The sequence below is a fragment of the Pseudomonas sp. BS-2016 genome (genome assembly GCF_001806145.1).
Classification (GTDB): domain Bacteria; phylum Pseudomonadota; class Gammaproteobacteria; order Pseudomonadales; family Pseudomonadaceae; genus Aquipseudomonas; species Aquipseudomonas lundensis.
In genome coordinates this window covers 195,716-215,623 of the sequence record NZ_MLCT01000036.1, presented here as the reverse complement: position 1 = coordinate 215,623, position 19,908 = coordinate 195,716, and the positions used below count along the sequence as shown (strand labels likewise).

The 19,908-nt window shown below is 57.2% G+C and carries 15 protein-coding genes; 7 read left to right on the top strand and 8 right to left on the bottom strand.

What is annotated here, in order from left to right:
* Window positions 1-19 precede the first annotated feature (19 nt).
* Window positions 20-361, bottom strand: a complete 342-nt coding sequence (locus tag BKD70_RS19525) for an FKBP-type peptidyl-prolyl cis-trans isomerase (RefSeq protein WP_047275643.1) — start codon at window positions 359-361, stop codon at window positions 20-22.
* Window positions 362-718: 357 nt separating this feature from the next.
* Here BKD70_RS19525 and BKD70_RS19520 point away from each other — a divergent pair, with 357 nt between their 5' ends.
* From BKD70_RS19520 to BKD70_RS19495, 6 genes are all read left to right on the top strand, one after another.
* On the top strand, window positions 719-2,977 hold the full coding sequence (locus tag BKD70_RS19520; RefSeq protein ID WP_047275642.1) for a FepA family TonB-dependent siderophore receptor: 2,259 nt from the start codon (window positions 719-721) through the stop codon (window positions 2,975-2,977).
* Between the two features lie 138 nt (window positions 2,978-3,115).
* Window positions 3,116-3,406: a hypothetical protein gene (locus BKD70_RS19515; protein WP_047275640.1), complete on the top strand. Its 291-nt coding sequence runs from the start codon at window positions 3,116-3,118 to the stop codon at window positions 3,404-3,406.
* Window positions 3,403-4,941, top strand: coding sequence for a PepSY domain-containing protein (locus BKD70_RS19510; RefSeq protein WP_047275639.1), 1,539 nt, complete (start codon window positions 3,403-3,405; stop codon window positions 4,939-4,941). The genes BKD70_RS19515 and BKD70_RS19510 overlap by 4 nt, the downstream gene beginning before the upstream one ends.
* 1 nt (window position 4,942) lies before the next feature.
* Window positions 4,943-5,278: a DUF3325 domain-containing protein gene (locus BKD70_RS19505; protein WP_047275637.1), complete on the top strand. Its 336-nt coding sequence runs from the start codon at window positions 4,943-4,945 to the stop codon at window positions 5,276-5,278.
* 399 nt (window positions 5,279-5,677) lie between these two features.
* A complete protein-coding gene (locus BKD70_RS19500) occupies window positions 5,678-6,676 on the top strand; it encodes a hypothetical protein (protein WP_047275636.1) in 999 nt (332 codons plus the stop codon).
* 51 nt (window positions 6,677-6,727) lie between these two features.
* Window positions 6,728-11,518 (top strand): RHS repeat domain-containing protein, encoded by a 4,791-nt coding sequence (locus BKD70_RS19495; RefSeq protein WP_080960342.1) that lies wholly within the window; start codon window positions 6,728-6,730, stop codon window positions 11,516-11,518.
* A 74-nt stretch (window positions 11,519-11,592) separates the two neighbouring features.
* Here the strand turns inward: BKD70_RS19495 and BKD70_RS19490 are convergent, their stop codons facing one another.
* The 7 genes from BKD70_RS19490 to BKD70_RS19460 all read right to left on the bottom strand — a co-directional run bounded on the left by BKD70_RS19490 (window position 11,593) and on the right by BKD70_RS19460 (window position 18,708).
* Window positions 11,593-12,288 carry an amino acid ABC transporter permease gene (locus BKD70_RS19490; protein WP_047275633.1) on the bottom strand — a complete coding sequence of 232 codons (696 nt, stop codon included), beginning with the start codon at window positions 12,286-12,288 and terminating at the stop codon, window positions 11,593-11,595.
* Window positions 12,289-12,291: 3 nt separating this feature from the next.
* The gene (locus BKD70_RS19485) at window positions 12,292-13,020 is read right to left on the bottom strand and encodes an amino acid ABC transporter permease (RefSeq protein WP_047275631.1); all 729 of its coding nucleotides are present in this window, start codon (window positions 13,018-13,020) and stop codon (window positions 12,292-12,294) included.
* Between the two features lie 77 nt (window positions 13,021-13,097).
* A complete protein-coding gene (locus BKD70_RS19480) occupies window positions 13,098-13,904 on the bottom strand; it encodes an ABC transporter substrate-binding protein (RefSeq protein WP_047275629.1) in 807 nt (268 codons plus the stop codon).
* 156 nt (window positions 13,905-14,060) lie between these two features.
* Window positions 14,061-14,846 (bottom strand): acetolactate decarboxylase, encoded by a 786-nt coding sequence (gene budA, locus BKD70_RS19475; RefSeq protein ID WP_047275627.1) that lies wholly within the window; start codon window positions 14,844-14,846, stop codon window positions 14,061-14,063.
* Window positions 14,847-14,979: 133 nt separating this feature from the next.
* Window positions 14,980-16,374, bottom strand: a complete 1,395-nt coding sequence (locus BKD70_RS19470) for a HAMP domain-containing sensor histidine kinase (RefSeq protein ID WP_047275625.1) — start codon at window positions 16,372-16,374, stop codon at window positions 14,980-14,982.
* Window positions 16,352-17,035 carry a response regulator transcription factor gene (locus tag BKD70_RS19465; protein WP_047275622.1) on the bottom strand — a complete coding sequence of 228 codons (684 nt, stop codon included), beginning with the start codon at window positions 17,033-17,035 and terminating at the stop codon, window positions 16,352-16,354. The genes BKD70_RS19470 and BKD70_RS19465 overlap by 23 nt, the downstream gene beginning before the upstream one ends.
* Window positions 17,036-17,172: 137 nt before the next feature.
* Window positions 17,173-18,708 carry an MFS transporter gene (locus BKD70_RS19460; RefSeq protein ID WP_047275621.1) on the bottom strand — a complete coding sequence of 512 codons (1,536 nt, stop codon included), beginning with the start codon at window positions 18,706-18,708 and terminating at the stop codon, window positions 17,173-17,175.
* A 210-nt stretch (window positions 18,709-18,918) separates the two neighbouring features.
* On the opposite strand from BKD70_RS19460, the gene BKD70_RS19455 reads away from it, so the two are divergent.
* Window positions 18,919-19,815, top strand: a complete 897-nt coding sequence (locus tag BKD70_RS19455; protein WP_047275619.1) for a LysR family transcriptional regulator — start codon at window positions 18,919-18,921, stop codon at window positions 19,813-19,815.
* The last annotated feature ends 93 nt before the right edge of the window (window positions 19,816-19,908 follow it).

Genomic DNA, 19,908 nt, shown 5'->3' with positions numbered 1-19,908 from the left:
CAAAGTCCACTGGCGCGCGTCAATCGTCTCGCGTCAGCACTTGCAGCAGTTCGATCTCAAAGGTGAGGTCAGAGTTCGGCGTGATGTGAGCGCCCATGCTTCTTTCACCATAGGCCAGATGCGCCGGCACCTGCAGCTTGCGTTTACCACCGACCTGCATCCCCATCAGGCCGATATCCCAACCCTTGATGACCCGGCCAGTGCCGATCACGCACTGGAACGGCTTGCCGCGCTCGTGGGAAGAATCAAACACCGTGCCGTCTTCCAGCCAGCCGGTGTAGTGCGTGGTAATCAGCGCGCCTTTGACGACGGTCTTGCCGTCGCCGATGAGCAGGTCAGTGATGAGCAGTTCGGGGGTCATTGGAGGTTCTCAAGCAGTGTTCGGGACGGTGATTTTTTCAAAAGGCCAGCCAATTACACAATAAGTAACAAATTTGTGAAGGGGGCTGGAGTGCGGCGTAAGGGCGCTGTTTTTCTCAGGGTTGCCGGGGTTTGGCAATCTTTTTCTTGAAAGAAAAAGCTGAAAAATACGCGGAATACGGAACTGTTGAATGAGGATTATTGTCCTTTGCGCTTTACTCTCATTTGAGAGTGATTATTATTGCGGCCCTTGCAGTGCCATGGCGCGCAATCGTTGCAGGGTCCTTTGGAGCCTCGCGGAGGCGCATCACGTCGTGCGCCTGCTGAGCACACTCCATTGTTAAGGGATCAACTGGACATGTCGTCTCGATTCAAACGCAGTCAGATTTCGCTCGCCTTTATTGCTGCACTGGCCTCACCCACGTTGCTGGCCGATGCGCTGGAACGCGAGCGTGACGAGGTGCCTGTCCAAGGGACGGACCTGCCGGTCGATGGCACCCAGCAAGCGCTGGAACTTGAAGAAACCCGCGTTCTGGGCACCGCCGCGCAAGAACTGAAACAGGCGCCGGGGGTGTCGATCATCACCGCCGAAGACATCAAAAAACGCCCACCGGCCAACGACCTGTCGGAGATCATGCGGCGCGAGCCGGGGGTCAACCTGACCGGCAACAGCACCAGCGGCAGCCGTGGCAACAACCGCCAGATCGACCTGCGCGGCATGGGCCCGGAGAACACCCTGATCCTGATCGACGGCAAGCCCTCGTCCTCGCGCAATGCCGTGCGGTATGGCTGGAGCGGCGACCGCGACACCCGGGGCGAAACCAACTGGGTGCCCGCCGAAGAAGTCGAACGCATCGAAATCTTGCGCGGCCCGGCCGCCGCACGTTATGGCTCGGGGGCCATGGGTGGGGTGGTGAACATCATCACCAAGCGCCCGACCGACACACTCAAAGGCTCGTTGACCGCCTACTACCTGGCGCCGGAAGACGACGCCGAAGGCATCAGCAAACGCACTAACTTCAACCTCAGCGGCCCGATCACTGACGACCTGGTGTTTCGCGTCTACGGCGGTGCGAACAAAACCGACGCTGACGATGCGGGCATCAACACCGCCGCGCAGGCATCGCCGGACAGCGTCGTGGCGGGCCGCGAAGGCGTGCGCAACAAAGACATCAACGGCTTGCTCAGCTGGCAGTTCACCCCGGAACAATCGCTGGACCTCGAAGCCAGTTACAGCCGCCAGGGCAACATTTTTGCCGGCGACACCATGCTCAACAGCGGCGGCGATTTCGTAAACAGCCTGACCGGCAAGGAAACCAGCGTTCTGCAACGCAGCACCTTCTCGGCGACCCACAATGGGTCGTTCGACTGGGGCTCGACCCAAGCGTCGCTGAGCCACGACCTGACCCGCAACGCCCGCCTGAACGAAGGCCTGGCCGGTTACGGCGAAGGGGCCCCGTCTGAAAGCGCGGGCCGCTTCGAATCGCGCTTGCGCAACACCCGCGCCACCGGCGAAGTCAACCTGCCGCTGAGCGCATTCACCGAGCAAGTGCTGACACTGGGCGGCGAGTACTTGTACGAATCGCTGAATGACCCGGGTTCGCTGCGCCCTCAGAGCTGGGACCCGGGTGCGGATGGTACGCCGGGCATTGCGGGGCAAGACCGCACGCAAACCAAGTCCACGGCCAACAGCTACGCGTTTTATGTGGAAGACAACATCGAGGCGGGTGCCAAAACCATCATCACGCCGGGTGTGCGTTTCGATCATCACAACGAGTTTGGTGGCAACTGGAGCCCAAGCCTAAACGCATCGCATCAAATCACCGATGAGCTGAGCGTCAAGGGAGGCATCGCCCGGGCCTACAAAACCCCCAACCTTTACCAGTCCAACCCCAACTACCTGCTGTACAGCCGCGGCGCGGGTTGCAGCTCGGTTGAAGTGAACATCGGCGGTTGCTACTTGGTCGGTAACCCGGATCTCAAGCCCGAAATCAGCGTCAACAAAGAGATTGGTCTGGCGTTTGATAAAGGCACCTGGCGTACCAGCGGTACGTATTTCCGCAACGACTATCAAAACAAGATCAACGCCAGTAACGAAGCTGCCTACCGCTTGCCCAACGGCCGACGTGTTTACCAATGGGATAACAGCGGCAAAGCCATCGTGCAGGGGATCGAAGGCAACCTGTTCGTGACCCTGCGTGACGATCTGGACTGGAACACCAACCTGACCTACATGATCGAGAGCAAAGACAAGGAAACCGGCGATCCGTTGAGCATCATTCCCAAGTACACGGTCAACACCACCCTGGACTGGTACGCCACCGAGAAACTGTCGTTCCAGGTCAGCGGGACTTACTACGGCAAGCAAGAGGCGCCAAAACGTAACAACCGGGCCAACGAAGAACTCGACAAGTCGGTGCAGCAATCCGTCGATCCCTATGGTCTGGTGGGCCTGAGCGGCGGGTATGAGTTCAACAAAAACCTCAGCGTGCGACTCGGCATCAACAACCTGTTCGACAAGCAGCTGTACCGCAAAGGCAACTCGGACGAAGCGGGCGCACAAACCTATAACGAAGCGGGCCGCGCCTACTTCGCTTCGGTGACCACCTCGTTCTGATGATCTGACTGACCGTGTATTGCCCTACGGGCAATGCCGCTCTTTATAGGCGCGACACCCGTCTCGACGGGCGCCGCGCCGTTGTTGCATCTGGCACTGGCAAAACCGTGGCTGGCGCTGAATGAAGGATTGAACGCTATGAAATTCGCATCAACGGCCTGGGTGCCGATTCTGTCTCGAACACTGGCGGCCTGGGTGGGCGGTTATGCTTTCACCTATGCCTTTACCGCGGCCCTGGCGCGTCTGTTGCCGCTGGACAACGTGGACGCCCTGATCGTCGCCAGCCTGCTGTCTTTTGTGATCTACACCTTCGCCATCCTCTGGGCCTTTGCCGCCCGCCATCAATGGTCGGCGTGGATGGGGGCGGTGCTGGCGCTGCCTTTGGCGGCCATCGGTTTTTGGCCGCAGTGGATGGAGCGACTGACATGAAACAGACCTTGACCCAATCGATGGCGTGGTTGCACACCTGGGGCGGCCTGATCGTCGGCTGGCTGTTGTTCGTGATTTTCCTGACCGGCAGCCTCGCGGTGTTCGATCAGGAAATCGACAACTGGATGCAACCCGAACTGCCTGCCCATCATGTGAGCGACGAACAGGCCGCCGAACGTGCGCTGGGTTATTTGCGTGAACACAAAGCCGATGCCAAACAGTGGGGCATCAGCCTGCCCGGCGAGCGCACTCCAGCCTTGCAAGCCTCCACCGGCGGGCGCCGCGACGGGGTGTCAGTGACCCTCGACCCGAACACGGGTGAGGTCATACCCGTGCGCGACACCGCAGGCGGTATGTTCTTTTTCTTCTTTCATTTCACCTTGCACATGCCTGGCATGTTTGGCATTTACCTGGTGGGTGCCATGGCCATGGGCATGCTCGCGGCGTTGGTCAGCGGCATCGTGATCCACAAAAAGTTCTTCAAGGAATTCTTCACCTTCCGCCCCGCCAAAGGGCAGCGCTCATGGCTGGATGCGCACAATGCCAGCGCCGTGTTGCTGCTGCCGTTTCACTTGATGATTACCTACAGCGGGCTGGCGATATTTCTGGTGATTTACATGCCCGCGGCCATGGACGCGTTGTTCGACGGCAATCGCGAGGCGTTTTTCAAGGCGCAGAATCCGGCGCCCGCGGCCGTTGAAGTGCAGCGTCCGGGCACCGTCGAACCCGCTCCATTGATTGCGCTGGGGCCGCTCTTGAAGCAGGCACGCGAGGTCATGGGGCCGCTAGGCGGGGTGAGTATTTCCAACCCCGGTCAGCGCAACGCCGAGATCATGATCCGGCCGTTGCTGGGCAACCGGATTGCACTGGCCAAAGGGCAGGGCATGCGTTTTGACGGCGTCACCGGCGAGCAACTGTCCGGGCCCACCGAGATGCGCCCCAGTGTGTTGACCCACCGGGTTATTTCCGGGATGCATTTCGCCCAGTTCGGCGGCTATCCGATGCGCTGGTTGTACTTCATCTGCGGGCTGATCAGCAGCGCCATGATCGCCAGCGGCCTGGTGCTCTTTACCGTCAAGCGACGACGCAAGTACGCCAGTGAAAGCCGGGTGGCCCAAGTGCTTTACCGCGGCGTCGAAGCACTCAACGTGACCGTCATTGCGGGCTTGAGCCTGGCGTGCATCAGCCTGCTGTGGGCCAATCGCCTGCTGCCGGTGGACATGGCCGCCCGCGCGGCGGGCGAACTGAATGCGTTCTTTGGCGTCTGGGCCCTGAGCCTGGGGCATGCCTTATTCCGCCCGCGCATGCAGGCTTGGCGCGAGCAATTGGGTCTGGCGGGCACGATGTGCCTGACGTTGCCATTGTTGAGTCTGCTGACCGTCAACTCGCCGTGGGCATTGCCCAGTCGTCTGGGGGTTGAAGGGGTGGCCATGGTGATTGGGGCGTTGTTGCTCTGGACAGGCTGGAAAATCGCGCAACCGGCGGTCGAGCGGGCGCCACGCAAAAAGCCAGCGTCCATGGCTGAGGTGAACTGAGATGGTGGCTCACTTTTTTGCGGGCTTCGCGCTGGCGTATATCGGCATGCTCGGCTTGTGTCAGGGGTTGGAGCGCCATTACAAACAGGTGTGGCAAACAGTGCCGTCTGCACATCTGCGGCGGCTGCTACGCGGGGCGGGTTGGTTTAGCCTGGCCCTGAGCTTTTACTTCTGTGGGCGTGCCTGGGGCTGGGCGATGGCCCCCATCGGCTGGTTCGGCATGCTGTCACTGAGCGGGTTTGGCTTATTGATGCTATTGCCTTATCGACCGCGTCTGGCGGTGTGGCTGGCGTTTGTATGTGTCCCGCTGTGGGTGCTGATTCGGGTGCTGGCGTAAGCCTCATTAACTCCCCCACAACCCTGTGAGGGAGTTAATACAAAAGGCGAGGCCGAGATAAGATCAATCGGCTGTAGTATTAATCAGTTGTTCGACAGGACTTATCCTGTAACAGAGTAAAGTCTATTTTTTTCTGAGTGTATATTTCCTTTCAAAATTTAATAAGAAAGTAATTACACGTGTTTCTGTTAATTCTGGCTGCGCAAGCGGGCCACGCTGCTTGACGGAGTGCGGTTGCGTTCTTTTTTTAAAATGAGGCTTGTAGGGCGGCAATTTATAGCCGTTGTTTGTGCCCTAGACTGGTTTTTAGCCCCCTGTTATTTAGCGACTTCACGGCGCCTAACGTTCATTGGGGGGTGCACCAATACCCTAAACCTCTAGGAAAGCGCAGGAATTAGAATGGACGCAGAGTTTGAGCAGGAATTTAATAACCCCGCCCCTATGCATGGCGTGCAGGAGAATGTTGCGCCTACACCCGCCGCTGTGACGTGGACAGACATTACAGATTTTCAAGTTTATGCACCTGAGGGCGGCACAACGCTGTATGCGAACGGTAAGCAACAGTTGAAAGTTCGCGTGTCTATCCGGGTGAAATATAAAGGCCTCGCGACAGTAGAACTGGATGAGCAAACGCTGTCCACGCTCACATTGGTGGAGTCCGGCACAGGCACACCGTTGGTCCATGACAGGTTCAACCCTGGCGATCCGATAGGCTGGCGGTATGTGCTGGAGCGCAATGAAACGTTCAAGTCCCTTCCTTATCAAGGCCCGATCGTGGCTGGAGTGGAGGGGGCGAAGGTGTATAGCCGTGATTTCTATGTCAGTACCACCGCCAGCACTTCAATATTGTTGTCGGCATCGGTGACACGGTCGGACGGGACGATGTTCTATTCAGAAGCTATCAAGACCCATGGCCGGATGACGTTGAACAGCGTTCCTCCAGCCGTCTACTCACACAACCAATTTCAGCTCGCCTTGATCGGTAAGACGCCTTACGAAAGTAAGAATATATCTAAAGTTGAGGTGTATCGACTAAGGCTGATTGTGGACCAGCATCAAGTTGACATCCTCAAGATTGACAGTCTTTATCCGGGTGTTTTTTTACGTAAAAGCTCACACCCTGATTACTTGGGTTTCTACACATCAGCTTATATCAATGGCGAGGAGTATCCGTTTGCTGAGTTACTGCCCTTTGAAATGCCACATGCTCGAGCCAAGTATCACAACTATCCGGGCGCGGTGACATTCCTGATGAGCTATGCCAAAAAAGGCGGCCACTCTCAGATCAGGACTGAGCAAGACGCGTGGAGTATGGTGTTGTTGGATATGTATGGTAATACCCATGCGGTTATTGTTAAAGCGTCAGAGCATTCCCTGCCCGAGTTAAGGCTCTCTTGATACTGAAACCCTAAATCCCTTCGTTGTGTTTACTAAAAGATAGGTTGATGTATGAGCACGCCAGTACAAAAGGAAGAAGCGGTCAGCTCGGGCGCATTTAATTATTTAAGCTTTATTCAATCGGGTGTTGATCCGCGCACGGGTTCCTACAGTTGCAGTCTGTCTATGAGCGACCTGTTGAGTCATCATCTGTGCGGGCCAGCGCTACCCTTGATATTTAGCTTTAACTCTTTTAACGCCCTCAATCAGGGCTTGGGCTGCGGTTGGTCCCTGCGCATGAGCGCCTATAACCGCACCACGAAAAAACTCACCCTGTCATCAGGTGCGAGCTATCAGGCTTATATCAATGGGCGTGACGTGACACTCGTGGACAAGAAGCTCGATACGTTCAACATCTCTGTTGAAAATGACACATTAATCATTCATCACAAAGATGGCACCGTTGAAGAGTTGACCCGGCCCGACCCTGACGATGACGAGTGGCTCCCGTCTCGCCTCTCTTCGGCAGAAGGACGTTATATTTCATTTACGTATGACATCGTGCACGGGTATCGGGTTTTACGGGGCATCAGTGACGCCCATTACCGTTTACTGAGCATTGAGTATGAAAGTGATCATAATTGGGACAGCTCGCCTGGGATTACGTTATGGCCCGACAGCCCTTATCACAGAAGAAAGTTTGGGTTTGTCATTCGCGACAGCTGGTTAAGTGAAATATACCTGGAGTCGCGCACCGGGCTGGAGAGAGAAAGTTGGTTGTTTGATTACCAGCCCGGCGTCAATGGTACGCTGCTGATTACCCGCTTGCAGACGCCTGCCGGCGCCCTTGAAACTATCGATTATGCAATGCAAGCCCATGTGCTGCCGCCCGGTGCTCCGCTAGCCGCCGTTCCGGCCGTCTTGTCCTGTACGTTAATTCCGGGGGCTGAACAAGCTGCAACGGTCCGTCGATATGCTTTCTCAGACCACAACTATTTCGGTAACGGTGCCGGTTACGAATGGAGCGATAGCGAGGATTACCTCTACAGGAATATCAGTGACTATACCTACTCATCTGTCGAGTCAGTGACCTGTGACAATAACGTTAAAACGATTGAAAGAACGTACAATCGATTTCATTTGCTGATGTCTGAAAAGACCACGGTGGGGACAAAAGTACATCATAAGCGTATTGAATATCACGACGTAGCGGGGCAGGACTTTGCGGCTCAACCGGCTATTTTTCAGATGCAAAAAAAACTGACGAATACCTACTACGACCGTCTCGAGCCTGAGGCGAATTCATATTCGGAAATGACCTGCACCTCGTATGATTCTTTTGGTAATTTGCTGGAGCTGGTCAGTCCAAACGGTGGACGTGAAGTGTATGTCTATTATGTGGCCGCCGGGGAAGCAGGTTGTCCTCCCAGCCCGTCAGGACGCGTTCATTATCTTAAAAGTAAACGTGTTATACCCTCGCCTGATTATGCACAGGCTCCGACGACTACGGTCGAACATACTTACGGCGATTTGCCGTGTCTTGGTAATAATGGCAAGCGCTTTATCATGTTGCACAGTGACGCCCTTTATGAGAATAACGCGGCCCAACCGACGGTCCGCACAACGTACGGTTATATCAATGAACCTGAACACCCTTTTTACGGGAAAGTCAGTATTAAAACTGAAACGATGGGCCGTCACGCTGTTACTTACAGACATGCCTATGCCCTGGACACACGCGTCGTTAAGCTCAGTCACACCGTTGAAGCAGAGAACCGGTTTTATACTCATCACATAGAATACGATGTCTATACCGGTCAGGAGGTCAATGTTAGCGATCATGCCGGACATGAGGTTGCCACTCTCTATGACGGTCTAGGGCGTGTACAAAAGGAGACTGTAAAGAACGGTACCACTACAGTGTCCAGAACCTATGCCTACCCTGTATCAGATGAGAGTCTTAATGCCAGACGGCATGTTGTTTTAAATTCAAGAGGGCAGGCGCACATCACGGTCCTTGACGGGTTGGGGCGAACCATTGAAGTCCACGTGCAAGACATCGATTATCCCGGTCCCGTAAAACCTCTGCGTGAAACGTATCGTGCTTCATACAATGAGTGGGGGCAAATGACCCAAGAGGTCACGACGGACTGGTTTGAAGGAATCCCGCTACCACAGCCGGTAACGTTTATATATGACGAGTGGGGTAAAGCCGTTCAGGTCATTCACGCTGACGGTACCGTGGAAAACGATACGTTTGATCCGGTTACGCGCACGCAGGTCAAGTGGCTCAATGGCGGCGGGAAAACAATAACGGTGATCAATGCTTTCGGTAAGCCCGACAGCATTGAGCGTGTCGACACGCAAGGTCGTTCCTACGGGAAAACGTTACACACGTATGACGGATTTGGTCGTTGTCTGGAAACCATTACGCCTGAAAACCTGAAGACTAGGTTCAGTTACGACATGTTTGGCCGGGTGACTGAAGCACAACTGCCGGATGGAACGGTCATTACTCGCCAATACGATCCGCGCAGTGCCGGGGATCATCCGATTACCATCAAAGCAAATGGCTATACGCTGGGGGCTCGAACGTATGACGCCCTCATGCGCATCACTTCGACAACGGTGGGTGGACGACGCGAGCACTTCACGTATGAAGGCAGCAACACCGAGCCGTCGCGCAAAACCTCTGCAAGTGGTGCCGTGGTCAACTTTAGTCTGGACCCGATCTTCAAGGGTGAAGTGGGTGAGCGTAGCGTCGAGAACAATTCAAACCTGGTGTCTCGATTCAACAGGGATGCGTTGTATGGTCAATTGATTCAGGCGTCCAATCGCACCTCTCAGGAAAATTTCGATTATTACGCTTCCGGCAAGCTCAAGCGCAAAGAGTACCTGCTCGAGCAAAAGCAATTTGAAACGACTCATGCCTACTCTTTATTGGGAAAGCTCATGAGCTTTACCGATGTTCTGGGGGATGTTCAACGTTATCGTTATGACCCCTTCTGTCGTCTCGAACGGATAGAGGCAAACGCACTTATCACCACTTACAGTTATGATCGGCAGGGCGCATTAAAGAGCCTCCATGTGACGGATACTGACACGCAGCATCAGTTACGCACCGATTTGGATTACGACGATTTCGGGCGGGAAATACGGCGTACGTTTACCTCGAGTGAAACACCTAAACGCGTGATAGAGCAGACGTTTACGTCCGAGGATAAATTACAGCGGCGCACCTTGCGCACCGAGCAGGCCGTACTGCGCGATGAAACCTATCAATATGACAAACGTGGCCGTTTGAGCCGGTATGCCTGCAGCGGGCCTCAAGCGCCGGTAGACGCGTGGGGCAAAACCATTGTTGCCCAGTCATACGAACATGACGAACTCGATAATATTCTCACCCTGACAACGGACTTTATTGGCGGTGAAAATATCACCACGTTTCACTACGATTATGTTGACCGTACGCAGTTAAGTTCAGTGACGCACAGCCATCCAGACTACAGTCCACAACGCATTCAATTTGAATACGATGCCGATGGCAATCAACGGACTGACGAGTTGGGGCGCGTACTTAACTATGATGAGCTGGGGTGTTTATGTGGGGTCGCCGTCGGCGGGGCATCCGGCTCGTCCATGCTGGTTGAATATAACTATGACCCGTCTGACACATTGCAAAGCAGCAGATCGAACGAGGGGGTGACCAAAGCGTTTTTTTATCATGACGGGGCTTTGATTAATGAGCTTGAAGGGGAACAGCGTCGCAGTTACATCCGGCATGGGGCTCACGCGGTGGCCCAAAGGGACGATACCGAATGTCTGTTGTTGAGTACTGACAGTCAGGGCAGCGTGATTCAGGCCGGTTCGAAGAAACACCAAGCACCTGTTGCGTACATGCCTTACGGCGGTCGACCGCTTGATGACGGGATGAGTTCACTGTTGGGTTTCAACGGTGAATTACCCGATCCGTATACCGGGTGTTATTTGCTGGGTAATGGGTACCGTGCTTATAACCCTCTGCTCATGCGCTTTCACACGCCGGACAGTTTGAGCGTGTTTGATGGAGGCGGGCTCAACCCGTATGCGTACTGTTTGGGCGATCCAATCAACTACCGCGACCCAACGGGGCATATCACCGCTGTTCAAGGTGTGAAAATCGGGCTCGCTATTGGTTTGTCAGTGGCTTCTTTGGCATTGACTATCTTTACATTTGGCGCGGCCGCCCCAACCGTGGGGCTTTCAGTCACCTCTATTATCAGCCTGGTCTATGAGGTCGTTTCAACGGCCATCTCGATCACCTCAGCTGTGCTGGACGAGTTGGCGCCTGATTCCACAGTGACCCAAGTGTTGGGGTATGCAGGTATTGCGTTTGGATTAATCTCGGGGGGGAATTGGGCCGTCGGTAAACTCGCGAATAAAGGCATCAGTAAAGCACTGGAAAAAACGATTAACCGCGTTGGAAAAGCGGCTGCTGGACAATCAACCTGGTCTGGAGCCAAAGTCCCTACGGCATCAAGGCCGATGTCAACTACCAGTTCATTACTGCGCGCAAATGGAGGCGGCAAAAATCTGAGGAAACTTCACGCGCAACTTCAAACTGTCTCCAACGTAAAAGACGGTATTGATTACACTCGATATGGCTTCATAGGCATCAAGGCGGGGTTTAAACATTATGGTAAAGCCGTGGATGTCTGGAACAGTGAGGCTTTTCAGTACGGGCTGAGTTATCTAAATAATGCGTATTTAGGGTTGGAAACTATTTTTCCTCGGGAATGTGCCACTGCAGCAGATCAAAAGCTACCGCTTGAAAATTTTTTAGAGGGGATAGAAAGTCGGGTCATGCATATCAGAAATGGGTGATGCGCCCCGCTCATTTCGCTTGAGAGGGGCGCAAAATGCCTGATCTTTAAAGAGTGAGTGTGGACAACGGCCCGTTATTTCGCTGCGGCGTGCGAGCGAACGCCGGGCTTGACCCAGCGTTGGGCCAGCCAGTCCAGGCTGCTGCACAGCACGAAGTAAACTAACCCGATAAACAGGAAGATCTCAGTCGGGTGGACCATCACCCGATTACTGACCTGAGTGGCCACAAATGACAGTTCCCCCACGCCGATCACGTAGGCCAACGAGGTGTCCTTGATCAGCGAGATCCATTGGTTAAGAAAAGACGGCAGCATCATCGGCAGGGCTTGCGGCAAGATAATCAGGCGCAGCACCTGCCCACTGCTCAGACCCAGCGCCTTGCCCGCCGCCCATTGTCCGGGCGGCAAACTGCTGATGCCGGCATGCACCGAATGCGCCAGATAGGCGCCGCCGATCAACGACAGCGCACACACCACGGTCGCTAGCGCGGGCACGTCTACCTTGAACAGGACGGGCAGCAGAAAGTAGCTCCAGAAAATCAGCATCACCACAGGAATGGCACGCAGAAACCCCAGCACGGCCAGTAACACCCAGCGGCCCCACCCGCGCATCATCACCAGCGCGATCCCGAGCAACAGCCCCAACAGTGCGGAAATCACACCGGACAACACACTGAGCACCAGCGTGAGTGCGGCGCCGCCCAGCGGACCGTCGGGATAAGCCCCGAGCAGGAAATACGACAGGTTGTCGCCAATCACTGAAAAATCCATGGCTCAGACCACTCCCTGCTTGTACCACTTGCTACGGGCCATCCATTGGCCAATCACTTCGATCAGCGCAATGCTGGCCACATACAAGAGGGTGGCGAAGCCGAAGGCCTGAAACGTCTTGAAGGTTTCGGTTTCAACCTGACGTGACGCGTAGGACAACTCGGCCAATCCGATGGCCATGGTCAGCGACGAGTTTTTCAAGGCGTTCATGTATTGCCCCAGCAACGGACCCAGTGCGGTGCGAATCGCTTGTGGAAATACGATGTAACGCCACACCTGCGCAGTGGTAAACCCCAGGGCCAGCCCGGCGGCTCGTTGCTCAATGCGCACCGAGCTGACCCCGGCGCGAAACTCTTCACAAATAAAGGCCGCGGTGTAGAGCATCAATCCCCAGAACCCGGCGATGAATTCAAAGGATGGCCATTGCAGCTCAAAGAAGCCTAACGACAGGCTGCGTGGCTGGTTAAGCCACATCACCCACCCTTCAGGCAGCATCGCGGTGACGCCGAAGTACCAGAAAAACAATTGCACCAGCAGTGGCGTGTTGCGAAACAGTGAAAGATAGGCGCGGGCGGGCCACGACCACAGACGCGCAGAGGACAAGCGTGCCAGGCACAGCAAAAAGCCGAGGCCAGTGGCGAAGACACAAGTGAGCAGTGACAGGATCAGCGTGAGCACAAAGCCATCCAGCAGCCAGTGCAAGTAGTGCGGGGCAAGCAGTTCACCGAACATAAACAGCGTCCATCCAGAAACAAACAAACCCGTCCGGTTGACCGTGACGGGTTGAACGATGATGCAGCAGTGAGGGCCTAGCTCTTGTCACCGATCTTGTAGAGACGGGTCAGTGGGGTTTTCGTGTTCGGGCCGAACCAGGCGTCGTAGATGGTTTGCGCCTGACCTTTGCTTTCCAGCTCGACCAGCGTTTGGTTGACCACTTCGGTCAGCGCTGTTTCACCTTTGGGAATGCCCACCCCGATCAAGTCGTTGGAAATGGTGAACGGCGGCACTTCGTACTTGTCCTTGTCCGGCACATTAGCCAGCAAGCCGATCAGTTTCGGCCCATCCTGAGTGATGGCTTGTACGTTGCCGTTGCGCAGGGCGGTGAATGCGAAGGGGGTGTCGTCATAGGCAACAACCTTGGCACCCGGGAATTTCTTGCGCAGCACGCCTTCATTGACCGTGCCCTTGTCCACCCCCACGCGCCATTTGTTCAACTCTTCAGGGGAGGTGAGGGTGCCTTTTTTGACGATGAATTGCTGACCGGACGAGAAATACGGAATGCTGAAATTCACCTGCTCGGCCCGCTCCGGGGTGATGGTGAAGTTGGCCAGCACCAGATCCACCTTGTTGGCCACCAGCAGCGGTACGCGGTTGGCCGGGTTGGTTGGCTGAAGCTGCAATTTCACGCCCAATTTGTCAGCGATGGCCTTGGCGTAATCCACGTCCAGGCCTTCAATCTGCTTGCTCTTGGCATCCACAAATCCGAACGGCGGATTGCTGTCGAACGACGCCACGCGCAGCACGCCGGATTTTTTGATGTCGTCCAGACGATCGGCGTGAGCCAAGCCTGACAAAACAGCCAGGGTCAATGCGGTGAGGGCAGTGATTTTCTTCATTTCGTTCTCATCATGAGTTGGAATCGTTATGACGAGAGTCTTGCAGGAAATTTAGCTTTTAAAAAAGAATATAAAACGATTTAGATATTCTATTTAAGAATATGTATTCGCGTTCGAAGTGACCTCAAAGCCCGAGCCTCAAGGTCACAGGCGGCCTCACGATGACTGCTCAACCCGGCGGATATCCCGGTCCAGAAAGGCCGGGGTCAGATTGGCGTGCTTGAAGTCCTCGCCGGTGGGGAAGTGCACCACCAACCGACTGATGATGCCGAACTGCACTGAACCGTGCTGCAAATGGAAGTCAATGACATGCCCGCCGCCGTGGCGCTGCTCGGTGATGAAGTGTTCGTGGTAACCGGCCACGCCGATGCCCTGAATGAAATCGGGTGAGCGGAATCCGACCAGCGTGCCCGCAGCATGTGCAAAGTCGAACAGAGGTTGCTGCTCGACGGCTTTTGTAAAAGGGATAAATGGCGGCGCTTGTCGTTCGACGGTGCGGGTTCTCACGTGGTTGAACTGCCCGTCAATGCGGATGGCGCAGAACACATTGGCCGAACCTATTTGCGCATCAATGTCGTGATGCAACGCTTGGCGGGTCACAGGGCTGTCCACATATAACGTCAGTTGTGGCTCGAAAAAGGTCACTACGGCGTAGGGCGTTTTCTGGTTGCCTGTGGCAGGACGCGCCGAGCCGTCTGAGCGCAACTGATAGGCTTCGCCGTCAAATGCAATCAATTCGCCGTCCAGTTCATTAAACGTGCCGAGGCCGAAATCGCCTTTTGCGAACAGCTCGGCCAAGGTCATTTCGCCCTCATACACCCCGTCCATCAAAGCGCTCATGATCGAGACTTGATGCAATTCACGTTGGTTGTCGCGTTGTCCTTGACTCACCAGCCCTTGCAGCAAGTGCTGCGGGCACAGGCATCCTTGGAGGTGGCTCATGATCACTCCTGTGTTCATCGTGTGAGGGGGTTACCCTAGCCCAGCAATGAGGCAATGCCCGCTAAATAGACGCTCTGCGACGAATGGACACTGCCCCACAGCGCCGGTTGATCCTTGTGGCGCCACGGCAGGATTAACGAGGCTGGGCGCCGATCGGTCGTTGGCGACAGTGCAGGCTCAGCTTTGCGCCGCCGCCGGGGCGGTTGTCCACCTCGAGGCTGAAACCGTGCAGGTTGACGATGGCGGCGACGATAGACAGACCAAGGCCGAACCCGCCGTGTTTGTCGTCGCTACGGTAAAACCGCTGGAACACAGCTACGCGCTCGGCTTCGGGAATGCCCGGGCCGGTGTCGAGGACGTCAATGCGCACGCAGCCTTCGTCGTTGACGGCGCGCAGTATCACCTCACCGCCGGGCGGGGTGAATTTGATCGAGTTGCTCAACAGGTTGGCCAGTGCTTCAAACAGCAGAGCGCGGTCCCCGGTCAGGCCCGGCAAGGTGGGCGATGCGTCCAGCAACAGCGTGACTTGGCCTTCTTCGGCCAGCGGCAGGTAAAAGTCATACAGTTCTTGCATCAGTGGCTGTGGGTCGAGTTGCACAAAGCCCGAGCGGCGTTGATGGTCTTCGAGCTCGGAAATGCGCAGCAACCCGCGAAAACGCGCCATCAAGGTGTCGGTTTCAGCGATCACTTGATCCATTTGCACGGCTTCGGGCGACCCTTCCGGCGCTTGCTGCTGGATGCGATACAGTTGCGCGCGCAAACGGGTCAGCGGGGTGCGCAAGTCGTGGGCAATGTTGTCGCACACGCCTTTGACTTCGTGCATCAGCCGCTCGATGCGGTCGAGCATGGCGTTGACGATGGCGGCGAGCATGTCCAGTTCGTCACGCCGATTGGACAGCGGCAAGCGGTAGGTCAAATCCCCCGCGACAATCGCTTCGGCGCTGGCCTGAATCGCCCGGATGCGCTGCAAGGGGCGACGTCGTAGCAGGTGCCAACCCGCGATGCCGGGGATGATGGTCAGCGACAGCCCCCAAAACAGGGCGTGCAAAATGATCCGCGTGACGGCGAACAGCGAACCGTTGTCGCGCACCAGAACCAGCCACCGGCCGTCGTGGGTTTGCGTGGCCACGGCGTCGCAGCTGTCTTGCGGCAGGTTGGGGTCGTCGGCGTCGACGCAGGTGCTCAGCTCATGGATCTGGCCGTCGAGGGGCAGGTCGGCCGGGATGACCTGGATCGGCCCGCTGAGGGGGCGGTGTTGCGCGTCGAACAGTCCATACGCATCCACCGTGCGCAAATCAAACGTCAGGCTGGTGGCCAGCGCCTCGTCCAGTTGTTCGCCCTGAAAGCGCGAAAACAGGTGTTGGCGCTGCATCAAGGAATGCTTGGCCAGATTGCCAAGGTAGTCCGACACCTCGTAATACAGCACCCCCATCAGGATGCAGCTCCAGGCCACGAATAAAAAACTGTACAGCGCCAGCAACCGGCTGCTGGAAGAACGCCAGCCCTTAGAGGGGTTCGGCAATGACATAACCCGAGCCTCGAACGGTGCGAATCAGGGGCACCTGGCCCGGCGGGTCGATCTTTTTGCGCAAACGCCCGATGTGCACGTCGATCAGGTTGGTGCCCGGGTCAAAGTGATAGCCCCAGACCTCTTCAAAAATCATCATCCGCGACAGGATCTGCCCGGTGTTGCGCATCAGGAACTCCAGCAACTTGTACTCGGTGGGCAGCAGGCTCAGCGGGTGCTCGGCGCGGCTGGCTTCACGGGTGATGAGGTTGAGTTCCAGATCGGCCACGCGCAGTGAGGTCTCGTATTTGTCGGCCGGGATTTTGCGCCGCAGCAGGACTTCAACCCGGGCCGCCATTTCGTCGCTGGCGAAGGGTTTGGTCAGGTAGTCGTCGCCCCCGGCCCGCAACCCGCGCACGCGTTCATCGACATCGGAGAGGGCGCTGATCATCAAAATCGGTGTGCTGACGCCGATGGTGCGCAGGGTGGTGACAATCGCCAGCCCGTCCAGTTCGGGGAGCATGCGGTCGAGGGTAATCAAGTCGTAGTCGCCGCTGACGGCGCGTACCAGGCCTTCGCGGCCATTGTCCACCCAGTCGACATCCAGCCCGTGGCTGCTCAATTCAGCCACGATTTCTTTCGCCGTTACGGCATCGTCTTCAATGGTCAAAATGCGGGTCATACCGTCACCTGATAAGCCGTCATGGCGATGGCACATTTTGCCCGCAAAAAGCTGAAACGTTTCTTAATATTTCTTCATGTTCAGCGGGGCGTCAGGCAGGACGGTTTTTTCCGTCTGCCTGACGCCGTGCAAGGGCTCTAAAGCGGGCGGGTGACGAGCGCCAGTGGCGGGATCGGCTGACGCATCAAGGTCCCCACCACCAGTGCGCCCAGTAACCCCAGCCACCCGGCGACCCATAACACCACACTGAACCCGTTCACAAAAGCCTGCGTGGCCAGCGCCTGAATCAGGGGTTGGACTGACAGCGGCAATGCGCTCACGGCGCCGTGCAGGTCTCCCGCCACGACCCGTGAGGCGATGGCGTGGGTGTGATCCTTGTATTGCGGGGCATCGGCCGCAAGGCTGGCATTGAGGTGCTGTTCGGTGTGACTGCCGAGCAACGCGCCGAGCACGCCAATGGCCAGCACAATGGCGCTGAAACGCATGGTGGTGCTCATGCCCGAGGCCATGCCGACACGGTCGCGCGGCACGCAGGCCATGATGTTTTTTTGCGTGTCGCCATTCAGTAAACCGGCGCCTGCGCCTGTCACAGCGGTGGTCAGGGCGAAACTCAGATAGCCGCCGTGCTCCACGGCGCAGGCGCTGAGCAGGTTGCCACAGCCCACCAGTGTCAGGCCCGTCGCCATCAGCGTGGCCGGGCTGTAACGGCTGGCCAGGCGGGCACCGATGCGCGGGCCGATCAACATGGTGACAGCAAAGGGCAACATGCCCAGCCCCGCGTGCACGGCGCTGAACCCCAACCCGTTTTGCAGGTAAAACGGCAGCAGGGTCATCATCACCTGCGCACAACCGGCGTAGGCGAACATGCCGAGCAGGGCGCCGATAAAGCGCGGGTGGCGGAACAGTTGCAGGTCGATCATCGGGCGCTTTTGCAGCGACTCGACCCATACAAACACCCCCAGTAGCAGCACCCCGCCCACGATCCGTGCATAGGTCAGCGGGCTGTTCCAGCCAATGCGGTTGGCTTCGATCAAGCCCCAGATCAGGCACAACAGGCTGGCGCTGAACACCAGGCTGCCCCACGGGTCGAGCCGCGCGGATTGCGGGTCCCGGGATTCGGCAATGGCGTGGTTGACCAACGCCATGAGCAGCAGGCCCACCGGCAGGTTGAGGTAGAAAATCCAGCGCCAGCCCAGGTACTCGGTGATCAAGCCGCCCAGCGTGGGCGCGGCCGTCATGGCGACGCCCATGCACGCGCCCCAAAATGCCCAGGCCCTGGCGCGTTCCGCCTCGTCATGAAACGCGTGGCCGATTGAGGCCAGTGCCGAGGTTAGCAGCAGCGCAGCGCCGACCCCTTTGACGGCGCGGGCGATGTCCAGTAGCAGGGTGGTCGGCGCGGCCCCGCAGCCGATGGACGCGAGGATGAAAATGCTCAGGCCCCAAAGCAGGGTCTTTTTGCGGCCATAGCGGTCGGCGATGCTCCCGGCCGGTAACAACAGTGCGGCGAAGGCCAGCATGTAGGCGCTGACCACCCATTCGATGTCGACAAAGTTGGCCCCCAGGTCTTGCGCGATGCTCGGCAGGGTAACGGCCACAATGTTGGTGTCGAGCACGATCAGGGAGCACACCCCGGAAGCGGTCAGCAGGGTCAGGCGCGGGCTGACAGGCTTCATGGTCTGGGCTCCCGAGGCAACCGCAGGATTGCCTGCGAGGCAATGCAGCAGACGAGCGGATGCGCGAAGTGACTGAGCGGCACGGCAGGCCTTGATTTGACGGACATAGAAGCGGCTCTCTAGTGTGACGGTCGGCACAGGGTAACGCTGTGCCGGGGCGGGTCGGTTAGGCATCGGCCGAGACTTCATTACCTATGAGCTAATGCACCCATGGACATACGTCATTTCCGCTATTTTCTGGCGGTTGCGCAGCAACGCAATTTCACCCGCGCGGCCGAGGTGCTGGGCATTGCGCCGCCCACCCTGAGTCGGCAAGTGCAGGATCTGGAAGCCGAGCTGGGGGTGCGTTTGTTTGTGCGCGAGCAACGTCAGGTGAGCCTGACCCAGGCCGGCGAGGCGTTATTGCCCGAGGCGCAAGCCACCGTCAGTCAGTTCGAACGGGCTGGGCGCCATGCACAGCGGGCTGGTCGCGGCGAGACCGGGCATATCGAGTTGGGGTATGTCGCGTCGGCAGTCTATTCCGGGGTTTTACAGCGCCAAGTACAGGGCTTTTGCCGCGAATCGGCCGAGGTCAGCATTTCGGTCCGCGAAGCACCGATGGCGAATTTGCCAACGATGGTGGCTGAAGGCCGCTTCGATATTGGCTACGTGCGCTCGCCCATGGCGTTGCCCGATGGGGTGGAGGCGGTTCGCCTGAATGCGGAAGGCTTTGTCCTGGCGCTGGCGGCAGACGCATGGCTGGCACGTTTAAAGGTCATCAGCCCCGAACATCTGCAAAACGAAACGTTTGTGTTGCCCGAGCAAATCAGCGGGACGTTGCAGGTCGCCCGTCAAGGCGGTTTCGCCCCCAGGCTCGGCCCGCAACCCGGCGGGCTGGTGGCGGTGATCGCGCTGGTGTCGCTGGGGCAGGGGGTGGCGGTGGTGCCTGCCTCGGTGGTCGGGCATATCCACTTGCCCGGCGTGGTCTATCGCCCGATCGAGGGCTGTGAGGTGATGTCGTGGTTGTCGCTGATCCACCGGCGCTTTGAAAAATCGGCTGCGGTGGCGCGTTACATCGAGCATGCCAAGTGTGATTTCCGGCTTCACGAAATAGCCCCTCGCGACTGATCGGAAGGGGAGACGATGCCAGCTCGTCAGATGCTGGCATTTAGCCTATGTCTGTACGTGCGTTTGCCCGTGGAATCAGTACAATCGCGCACT